Origin of the sequence: Lacinutrix sp. (assembly GCF_023299985.1) — a bacterium.
Lineage (GTDB): Bacteria > Bacteroidota > Bacteroidia > Flavobacteriales > Flavobacteriaceae > Lacinutrix.
In genome coordinates this window covers 1-11,239 of the sequence record NZ_JALZVX010000170.1, presented here as the reverse complement: position 1 = coordinate 11,239, position 11,239 = coordinate 1, and the positions used below count along the sequence as shown (strand labels likewise).

The following is an 11,239-nucleotide window of genomic DNA, read 5'->3' as shown; positions in this document are numbered from 1 at the left end:
GACTGTTACAATAGAGAACATTTAGTACCACAATCTTCTTTTAATAGTGCTTTTCCAATGCAGAGTGATATACACCATGTTATACCAACAGATGGTAGAGTAAATAATTTTAGAGGAAGTTTACCATTTGCAGATGTTGCTTCACCAAATTTTACATCATTAAACGGATCTCAAAGAGGCTCAAGTGCAGCCGTTGGATACAGTGGTGTTGTTTTTGAACCTATAGACGAATTTAAAGGAGACATAGCTAGAGCATTATTGTATTTTGCAACGCGTTATGAAGATACTGTTGATGGCTACACTAGTTTCGATATGTTTAATGGCACCAACGACGAAGTATTTTTTCCTTGGGCAATTACAACATTATTAGATTGGCACAATAACATAGATCCAGTAGATGAAAGAGAACGCGTAAGAAACGATGAGGCTTATAATTTTCAAGGAAACGCTAATCCATTTGTAGACCATCCAGAATATGCTGATATGATTTGGAATCCGATGGCAGACACACAAGCACCAACAATTCCAACAAATTTATCAACCTCTAATCCTACAACATCTACTATAGATTTATCATGGACAGCTTCTACAGATGATACAGCTGTAACAACTTACGACGTTTACGTAGATGGTGTTTTTTACACCACAACAAATTCTGCTGCAACTACTTTTACTGTTACAGGCTTATCGCCAGAAACAACTTATAGTTTTACAATTTTAGCTAAGGATGGATCAGACAATGCCTCTGCTCAAAGTGTAGCTGCATCTGGTACAACATTAGCAGGAAGTTCTTCAGCTAACGACTTATTCTTTTCGGAATATATGGAAGGATCATCAAACAACAAAGCATTAGAAATCGCCAATTTTACTGGAGTAGATATTACAGATTTATCTATTTATGAATTGAGATTAAGTTCTAACGGAAATGCTGCCTGGACTGCAACTTATAGCTTTCCTTCTGGAACCTCTATTATAAATAATAATGTTTATGTCATTGCAAATGGAGCTTTAGCAGTTTGCACGACTGTTGTAGATGATCTAAATAACACCATAACAGGATTTAATGGAAACGATGCTGTTGGCTTATTTAAAAATGGAACACTTATAGATATTCTAGGTGTTTTAGGCGATAATACAACTTATGCATCTAATACAACATTAGTAAGAAATTCTAATATTGCTGGAGGAAACACTATTTTCGATATAAATGAATGGATCCAATCTGCATCAAACACATGTACAGATTTAGGTACTCACACACAAACATTGAGTACTAGAGATTTTGAAATAAATACATTTAAAATTTATCCTAACCCAATTAATGGTAACCTATTAAATATTGAAGTAAAACAAAATACACCTTTTGAAATCTACGATATTTTAGGAAAGAAAATCTTACAAGGAAACGTTACACCATCAAATAAAGAAGTTAGTGTCTCTAGATTAAACAAAGGTGTTTACATTTTAAAGTTAAAAACATCAAACGGAAGTATTTCTAAAAAATTAATTAAAGGATAATTTCTTAAATAAACATATTTTAAAAAAGCGATTCTATTTGAATCGCTTTTTTTTGGTTAATAACCACGTGGATAACTCATAAATTAAGTCTTCATTTTAATAAAAAAATCTAACTAAAAGACCTAAATTTGCTCTTTTAAAAATAACTTCAAACTTCTATAAAATGATTCATTTCTTCGGAAACCAAAACAGTAAACTCTTTGCTGTTCAAGCAACAAAAGAATTATCAACTTCAACCATCTCAAAACTGACATGGTTATTTGGCAACCAGCCAAAAATAAACACTGCGTCTCTTGACGCTTTTTTTATTGGTCCACGTGCTGCCATGATTACGCCTTGGAGTACCAATGCTGTTGAGATTACACAGAATATGGGAATAGAAGGCATAGAGAGAATTGAAGAATTTGAAAGTTGTGCTCAAGATTTCAAAGGTTTCGATCCTATGATTTCTGAAAAATATAACAGCTTAAATCAAGAGTCATTTACAATAGATATTAAACCTGAAGCTATTCTTGATATTGAAGATATTGCTGCATATAACAAACAAGAAGGTTTAGCATTAAATAATGAAGAGATTGAATACTTAGAAGGTGTATCAAAAAAAATAGGAAGACCATTAACAGATTCTGAAGTATTTGGGTTCTCACAAGTAAATAGTGAACACTGTAGACACAAAATATTTAATGGAACTTTTATTATCGATGGTGAAGAAAAACCGACTTCATTATTTAAATTAATTAAAGAAACATCAAAACAATTTCCAAACGATATTGTTTCAGCTTATAAAGATAATGTTGCTTTTATAAAAGGCCCTAAAGTGGAACAGTTTGCACCTAAAACAGCAGATAAACCTGATTTTTACACCACTTCAGATTACGACTCTGTAATCTCAATAAAAGCAGAAACACATAATTTCCCAACAACCGTTGAACCTTTTAATGGTGCAGCAACAGGCTCTGGAGGAGAAATTAGAGATAGACTTGCAGGCGGAAAAGGATCTTTGCCACTAGCAGGAACAGCGGTTTACATGACGTCTTACTCTCGTTTAGAAGATAATAGACCATGGGAACAGAAAATGGAAGCACGAGATTGGTTATACCAAACTCCTGTAGATATTTTAATTAAAGCGAGTAATGGTGCTTCAGATTTTGGAAACAAATTTGGACAGCCTATAATTTGTGGTTCTGTATTAACGTTTGAGCATGAACAAGATTCCAGAAAATTAGGTTTCGATAAGGTAATTATGCAAGCTGGAGGAATTGGCTATGGCAAAGCAGACCAAGCTTTAAAAGATACGCCTCAAAAAGGAGATAAAATTGTTATTCTTGGTGGAGAAAACTACCGTATTGGAATGGGAGGAGCAGCCGTTTCTAGTGCAGATACTGGAGAATTTGCTTCAGGTATAGAGCTTAATGCTGTACAACGTTCTAATCCAGAAATGCAAAAACGAGCAGCAAATGCAGTTCGTGGAATGGTTGAAAGTGAAGAAAATTTTATTGTTTCTATTCATGATCATGGAGCTGGTGGACACTTAAATTGCTTATCAGAATTAGTAGAAGATACTGGTGGAAAAATAAACTTAGATGCTTTACCTGTTGGAGATCCAACATTATCTGCAAAAGAAATAATAGGTAACGAATCTCAAGAACGCATGGGATTAGTAATTGCAGAAAAACACTTAGACACTCTAAATAAAATTGCAGAACGAGAACGCTCACCAATCTATACAGTTGGAGATGTAACGGCTAATAACCGTTTTACTTTCGAGTCTAAAACCAAAGGTGATAAACCTATGGATTTAGCTTTAGAAGATATGTTTGGTAGTTCTCCAAAAACCATATTAAACGATGTTACAGTAGATAGAAATTATGGTGGCATATCATACAATCCAGATGAGTTTTATAATTATTTAGACCAAGTAATGCAACTTGAAGCGGTTGCATGTAAAGATTGGTTAACAAATAAAGTAGACCGTTGTGTAGGTGGTAAAGTTGCCAAACAACAATGTGTTGGGCCTTTACAAATACCACTAAACAATGTTGGTGTTATGGCACTGGATTATAAAGGAAAAGAAGGTATTGCTACTTCTATTGGCCACTCGCCTATTTCAGGATTAATTAATCCTGTCGCTGGAAGTCGTAATAGTATTACAGAAGCATTAACCAATATTATTTGGGCACCTTTAAAAGATGGATTGCAAAGCATATCGTTATCTGCTAACTGGATGTGGCCTTGTAAAAATGAAGGAGAAGACGCTAGATTATACGAAGCTGTAAAAGCAATCTCAGAATACGCTATAGATTTAGGTATTAATGTTCCAACTGGTAAAGATTCTTTATCAATGAAACAAAAATATCCTAACGAAGAAGTTATTTCTCCAGGAACAGTTGTGATATCTGCTGCTGGAAATTGCAACGAAATTTCTAAAGTTGTTGAGCCTCTTTTACAAAAGGATGCTGGAGACATTTATTATATTAATTTATCTCAAGACGATTTTAAATTAGGTGGAAGTTCTTTTGCACAGATTTTAAATACTATTGGAAATGATGCACCAAATGTTACAAACTCTGCATTTGTAAAAAATGTATTTAACACGATTCAGAAATTAATAAAAGACGAACAAATTATTGCTGGTCATGATGTAGCTTCTGGTGGATTAATTACAACTTTATTAGAATTATGTTTTGCAGATAATAATATTGGAGCCGAATTAGATATTACAGCTTTAAAGCAAAAAGACTCTTGCAAAGTATTATTTGGTGAAAACGCAGGAATCGTTTTTCAAGCTAAAGATGCTTCAATAGAAAAAGTTTTAGCAGATGCTAACATTGAGTTCTTCAACATAGGAAAGGTTACAGAAAGTGATGTCCTAAGCATCATTAATGAAACTGAAGTTTTTACAATGACAGTGTCGCGTTTAAGAGATATGTGGTACAAAACCTCTTTTCTTTTAGATCAAAAACAAACTGCAAACAATTTAGCTGAAGCACGTTTTAACAATTATAAAAATCAGCCTTTAAAATATGTTTTTCCAAAACATTTTACAGGAAAACTTCCTGTAATTGGAAACTCAAGACCAAAAGCGGCAATACTTCGTGAAAAAGGATCTAACTCAGAACGAGAAATGGCAAATGCTATGTATTTAGCAGGTTTTGATGTTAAAGATGTACACATGACAGATTTAATTTCTGGTCGTGAAACATTAGAAGATATTCAGTTTTTAGGTGCTGTTGGTGGCTTTTCAAATTCTGATGTTTTAGGCTCTGCAAAAGGTTGGGCTGGTGCAATAAAATATAATGATAAAGCAAATAAAGTAATCAATGATTTCTTTAAAAGAAAGGACACCCTTTCTATTGGTATTTGTAATGGTTGTCAGTTATTTATGGAGTTAGATCTTATTAATCCAGAGCATGATGCTCATGGAAAAATGGTACACAACGACTCTAAAAAACATGAAAGTTCATTTACATCTGTAGCAATTCAAAAAAACAATTCTGTGATGTTATCTACTTTAGAAGGTACTACACTTGGTGTTTGGATTTCTCATGGTGAAGGAAAGTTTAACTTACCAAAAGAAGAAAAAGAATACAATATAGTAGCAAAATATGGTTATGAGGGCTACCCAAATAACCCAAACGGATCAGACTTTAACTCAGCAATGCTTTGCGATACAACAGGAAGACATTTAGTTACAATGCCACATATTGAGCGCTCTACTTTTCAATGGAATTGGGCAAACTATCCTAAAAATAGAAAAGATGATGTGTCTCCATGGCTAGAGGCTTTTGTAAATGCAAGGTTGTGGGTAGAAAAAACTAAACGTTAAAAATTGTGTTTCGTTAATGTTTAAGTAAGAAAAATTGTACTTTTGTGTTGCTAATTAATTAATAAATTGCAACCAACCACAAATTTATGATCTATAATGCTTATAAGAGCACAGATTCATCTCACCTAATTGAAGCGTTTTTTGAACTAAAAGTATTAAAATCGTCTTTACCTTTTGAAGGTAAAGTACTTCCTTTAGGAAAGCACTCCATGGCATACACATGTAAAGGTATGCACAAATTAACAGTAGAGAATAAAATATATAATGCTAAAGGACTTATTGTAACTGGTCAAACTAAAAAAACCTCCCTTTTAAATATAGATCAAGAAACAAAATGCTGCGGCATAGTGTTTCATCCAACAACTCTTTATAAGCTAACACAATTAGATGTCTCTATTATTAATGATAAACATATAGCTTTAAGCGAATTTTCTAAACCACTCTGCAACACATTAAATATTTTTTTTGCAAAAAAACTAAAAGGTAATGAAGCACTTAAAGCTTTAGAAACTTTAATAAAAAAACAACCTCTTACTATTAACAATCATACTGATAATGTAGATAAAGCTTTAGCCATAATCAATCAAAAAGCAGGACAAATTTCAATTAACGATCTTTTAGAAAAAATACCTGTTTCTCAAAAAACACTAGAAACTAAATTTAAGTTAATGGTAGGTTTAACTCCAAAAAAATATGCTAGACTTCACAGATTTAACATGTTAATTAAGAAATATAATGAGAAAGAATTAAAGCTTAAAGATATAGTAGAAATGTATAACTTCCATGATGCTTCTCATTTTGCTAAAGAATTTAAGTATTTTATGAATCAATCACCAAAAACTTATTCTGAAAATAAAAATGAGTTTATTAAAATATAGTTAAAATAGTAGATATTACGATTTTTTACATCTACAATTAATTTAAACTAATTATATTTACATAGAATTTATGTTAAATTTATTTAGTTAAATGAAAGTTAAGGGATTCATTTAAAATAGTTAGTTATTAAATAAACTTATTTACAACACAAATTCATGCTAAAATCAATTAGCAAAGGAGCTGTTTTTTAACAGCTCCTTTTTTATTTCATATTTGAAATAGATTTAAAAATCCTTACTTTGCAGAACTAATATCAAAAATAAATTTATAACGTCGTCTAAATTGGTTAAATTGTTTTTATTTATCCGAAGTAAAAAAGCAGGAAGAAACAAGTAATTTATTACAACATTAAAGGTTTATATTAGTATTCCTAACCTCAAATAAAAGTATGACAGAGATAACACGCCTTTTCGATTTTCCTTATTATCAGTTAGAAAAACACAATTTAGAAGCTGCCTTAGTAACTAAATACGATGGAAAATGGACTCCAATGTCAACTAAAGAATATTTAGACAAATCCAACGCTGTAAGTCGTGCTTTATTAAAATTAGGAATTAATAAAAACGATAAAATTGCTGTAATTTCTTCAACTAATAGAACAGAATGGAATATTATGGATATTGGTGTTTTACAAGTTGGTGCACAAAATGTACCCATTTACCCAACTATCTGTGCAGAAGATTATGAGTATGTATTAAACCACAGTGAATCTATTTATTGCTTTGTTTCAGATTTAGAAGTTTACAATAAAGTAAAAAAAGTACAAGCTAATACTAAAGTAAAGGAAGTGTATTCTTTCGACTATATTGAAGGCTGCAAGCATTATTCAGAATTATTCGAACTCGGAAAAGACTTAACCAACCAAGTAGACGTAGAAGCAAGAAAAGACAATGTTAAACCTGAAGAATTAGCAACTATTATTTACACTTCTGGAACAACAGGTAAGCCTAAAGGTGTCATGCTATCTCACGACAATATTACAAGTAATGTTCTAAACAGTATAGAAAGACTACCTCTATCTGGAAAAAACCCAAGAGTACTAAGTTTCTTACCTATTTGCCATATTTTCGAACGTGTACTTATATACATATACCAGCATGCTGGAGCTTCTATTTATTTTGCAGAAGGCATCGATAAAATTGGAGATAATGCTAAAGAAATAAAACCTAATTTAATGAGTGTTGTACCAAGACTCTTAGAAAAGGTTTATGATAAGATTTTTGCTAAAGGTGCAGAATTAACTGGAATAAAAAGTAAACTCTTTCATTGGGCCATTGCGCTTGGAGAACAATGGGAACCTTATGGTAAAAATGGAGCTTGGTATAATTTACAGTTAAGCATCGCAAATAAATTAATATTTAGTAAATGGCGTGATGCTTTAGGTGGAGAATTAGCTACTATGGTATCAGGCTCTGCTCCATTACAAACTAGATTATCACGAATTTTCTCTGCGGCTGGAATGCAAATAATGCAAGGTTATGGTTTAACAGAAACCTCACCTGTAGTATCTGTAGAAATGTACAAAAACAAGCACTTTAAATTAGGAACTGTTGGCAAACCTATTGATGGTGTAGAAATTAAAATAGCCAACGATGGAGAAATCCTAATTAAAGGACGAAACGTAATGATGGGTTACTATAAAGATCCAGAAAAAACGGCAAGCGTAATGACTGGAGAGTACTTTCATACAGGAGATAAAGGTGATGTAGACCAAGATGGCTTTCTTAAAATTACTGGACGTAAAAAGGAAATGTTTAAAACATCTGGTGGTAAATATGTTATCCCAACACTTCTTGAAAACGAGTTAAAACAATCTCGATTTATAGAACAAATTATGGTAGTTGGTGAAAGCGAAAAAATGCCTGCTGCTATAATTCAACCTAATTTCCACTTTATAAAAGAGTGGATAGACCGAAAAAATAAAAACATTGAAAAAACTGGAGAAGCTATAGCTAATTCTCAAGAAATTAAAGACCGTATTCAGTTAGAAGTAGATAAATGCAATACACATTTTGGAAAGTGGGAACAAATAAAGCGTTTCGAACTCACACCAGACGAATGGTCTATTGATGGTGGACATTTAACACCAACAATGAAAATGAAACGTAAAGTAATTAAAGAAATTTATATAGATCTCTATAATAAAATATACAATCCTTAGTACTATTTCATAACTTAGTTTTAACATTCTATCTGTAAGATTTCAAATATTTAATAGACTTAATTTATATAATTAAAATCTAGAAATATGAAAAATATTTTCAAAGTATTAATACTTTCACTAGTAATAGTTGTCTCTCAAAATATAAATGCGCAAGAGCGCACAAATCCTAAAGATCAAGAAAAAGAATTAGGGAAAATAAGTTGGTATCGTGATTATGATGACGCAATTGCTGCTTCAGAAAAAGAAAACAAGCCTATTTTAATATTATTTCAAGAAGTTCCAGGTTGTTCAACCTGTGTAAATTATGGGAACAATGTATTAAGCAATCCTTTAATGACAGAAACCATTGAAAACGAATTTATTCCTCTTGCCATTTTTAATAATAAAAAAGGAAAAGATTTAAAGATTTTACAAAAATATAATGAACCCACTTGGAACAATCCTGTAGTGAGAATAGTAAATAAAAATGGAGAAAATATTGTAAAAAGAGTTGCGAGTGACTATTCTGCAAAAGGTTTATATAATGCAATAATTAACGCACTAAAAAAAGAAAACAAAACAATTCCTGGATATGTAAAAATATTAGGAAGCGAACTTAGCATCAATTACAATACACCTAATATAAAAGAAGCACATTACAAAATGTACTGTTTCTGGACAGGTGAAAAACAATTAGGCTCGCAAGAAGGTGTGCTATTAACTCAAGCAGGTTTTATGAATGGTGAAGTTGTAAAAGTAAAATATAATGCCTCCAAAATCTCTAAAGAGGAATTAAACACCTTTGCTAAAGCTAATCAAATGCAAACTGCAAGTAATAGTGGTAATTTTACTTGGGCTGAAAAAGATGAAGACTATTATCTACAACATAGTAAATTAAAATACTTACCTTTAAGTCAAGTTCAAAAAACTAAAATAAATAGTGCTTTAGGAAATAGAAAGTCTCCATTAACCTACTTAAGTCCAAAACAAAAAAAATGGTTGGCAAAAGTAGATTCTAGTAAAAGTGAAGTTTTATTTACTAAAGACTTCAATACTTCATGGAGTAAGATGATAAAATCTTAATTCACTAAATTTTATAAAAAATTAAAATTTCTATAAATTTATTATGCACGCATAATAAATTTTTGCTATATTTGAATTCATGCTAAACGAATTTAAATTTAATGAAAGATAAAACCATAGATTATTTACTACGCACTACATGGTTAGCTGTAAATAAAATGTATAATGAAGAAGCCGCCAAATTCGATTCTACAATGGCAACTGGTTTTACCTTATTAAGTATCGATCCAGAAAATGGTACACCTTCAACTTCTTTAGGTCCAATTATGGGAATGGAAGCTACTAGTCTATCTCGTATTTTAAAAAAAATGGATGAGCTAGGTTTAATAGAACGAAAACCTAACCCAGAAGATGGTCGTGGCGTTTTAATACACTTAACAGAATTTGGCAGAGAAAAAAGAGAATATTCTCGCGATCGTGTTATAACTTTTAACGAAACTATAAAAAAACACGTTTCTGAAGAAAAATTAAAACACTTCCAAGAGGTCACAGACACCATAAACGAATTAATTTCCAATAAAAAAATATATAATAAAGAATCTATTTTAAAATAAGATGAGCAAACGTAGAATTAAAAAAATAGCCATTATAGGTTCAGGAATTATGGGAAGCGGTATCGCTTGTCATTTTGCTAATATTGGTGTTGATGTTTTATTATTAGACATCGTTCCTAGAGAACTTAACGACAAAGAAAAAGCAAAAGGTTTAACGCTTGAAGACAAAGTGGTTAGAAACCGTTTAGTTAATGATGCTTTAAAAGCGTCTTTAAAATCTAAACCTTCACCTATTTACAGTCAAGCTTTCGCTAATAGAATCACTACAGGAAATCTGGAAGATGATATTGCTAAAGTAAAAGATGTAGATTGGATTATGGAAGTTGTGGTTGAAAGACTAGACATTAAGCAACAGGTTTTTGAAAAGCTTGAAAAACACAGAACACCAGGTACGTTAATTACATCAAACACCTCTGGCATTCCTATAAAGTTTATGAACGAAGGTCGTAGTGAAGATTTCCAGAAGCATTTCTGTGGAACACACTTTTTTAATCCTGCACGTTACTTAAAATTATTCGAAATAATTCCTGGACCAGATACGTCTTCAGAAGTTTTAGATTTCTTAAATGGTTATGGAGAACAATTCTTAGGAAAAACATCTGTAGTTGCTAAAGACACACCTGCATTTATAGGAAATAGAATCGGGATTTTTAGTATTCAAAGTTTGTTTCACGCAGTTAAAGATTTAGATCTAACTATTGAAGAAGTCGATAAATTATCTGGACCAGTAATTGGTCGTCCAAAATCTGCAACCTTTAGAACTGTTGATGTTGTTGGGCTAGACACTCTAGTACATGTTGCAAATGGTATTGCAGATAATTGTAAAAACGATGAACGTTTAGCGCTTTTTAAATTACCAGATTTCGTCAACACAATGATGGAAAACAAATGGTTAGGAAGTAAAACGGGTCAAGGATTTTATAAAAAAACCGTTTCAGCAGAAGGCAAAAAAGAAATATTAAGTTTAGACTTAAACACTTTAGAATACCGTTCTGCTAAACGTGCAAAATTTGCGACTTTAGAATTAACAAAGTCAATAGATAATGTTGCAGACCGTTTTAAAGTATTAGTAAAAGGAAAAGATAAAGCTGGTGAATTCTACAGAAAAAGTTTCGCTGCATTATTCGCATATGTTTCAAATCGTATTCCAGAAATTACAGATGAATTATATAAAATTGACGATGCTATGAAAGCTGGTTTTGGCTGGCAACATGGTCCTTTTCAAATTTGGGATGC

The 11,239-nt window shown here is 31.7% G+C and carries 7 protein-coding genes; all 7 read left to right on the top strand.

Annotated features, from left to right (window positions below):
- Window positions 1–1,518: endonuclease (locus tag Q0C58_RS09320; RefSeq protein ID WP_290700511.1), on the top strand; the 1,518-nt coding region annotated here is incomplete at its 5' end.
- A gap of 163 nt (window positions 1,519–1,681) precedes the next feature.
- Window positions 1,682–5,344, top strand: coding sequence for a phosphoribosylformylglycinamidine synthase (purL, locus tag Q0C58_RS09315; RefSeq protein ID WP_290700508.1), 3,663 nt, complete (start codon window positions 1,682–1,684; stop codon window positions 5,342–5,344).
- A gap of 86 nt (window positions 5,345–5,430) precedes the next feature.
- A complete protein-coding gene (locus tag Q0C58_RS09310; protein ID WP_290700506.1) occupies window positions 5,431–6,222 on the top strand; it encodes a helix-turn-helix domain-containing protein in 792 nt (263 codons plus the stop codon).
- Between the two features lie 389 nt (window positions 6,223–6,611).
- A complete protein-coding gene (locus tag Q0C58_RS09305) occupies window positions 6,612–8,384 on the top strand; it encodes an AMP-binding protein (protein ID WP_290700504.1) in 1,773 nt (590 codons plus the stop codon).
- Window positions 8,385–8,471: 87 nt separating this feature from the next.
- Window positions 8,472–9,449, top strand: a complete 978-nt coding sequence (locus Q0C58_RS09300; RefSeq protein ID WP_290700501.1) for a VPGUxxT family thioredoxin-like (seleno)protein, type 2 — start codon at window positions 8,472–8,474, stop codon at window positions 9,447–9,449.
- A gap of 101 nt (window positions 9,450–9,550) precedes the next feature.
- Window positions 9,551–10,003, top strand: a complete 453-nt coding sequence (locus Q0C58_RS09295; RefSeq protein WP_290700498.1) for a MarR family transcriptional regulator — start codon at window positions 9,551–9,553, stop codon at window positions 10,001–10,003.
- Window position 10,004: 1 nt separating this feature from the next.
- Window positions 10,005–11,239: 3-hydroxyacyl-CoA dehydrogenase family protein (locus Q0C58_RS09290; protein WP_290700495.1), on the top strand; the 1,235-nt coding region annotated here is incomplete at its 3' end.

Excerpts from the sequence above, each read along its gene's own strand:
- purL (WP_290700508.1), top strand. The coding sequence starts at position 1,682 with ATGATTCATTTCTTCGGAAACCAAAACAGTAAACTCTTTGCTGTTCAA.
- Q0C58_RS09310 (WP_290700506.1), top strand. The coding sequence starts at position 5,431 with ATGATCTATAATGCTTATAAGAGCACAGATTCATCTCACCTAATTGAA.
- Q0C58_RS09305 (WP_290700504.1), top strand. The coding sequence starts at position 6,612 with ATGACAGAGATAACACGCCTTTTCGATTTTCCTTATTATCAGTTAGAA.
- Q0C58_RS09300 (WP_290700501.1), top strand. The coding sequence starts at position 8,472 with ATGAAAAATATTTTCAAAGTATTAATACTTTCACTAGTAATAGTTGTC.
- Q0C58_RS09295 (WP_290700498.1), top strand. The coding sequence starts at position 9,551 with ATGAAAGATAAAACCATAGATTATTTACTACGCACTACATGGTTAGCT.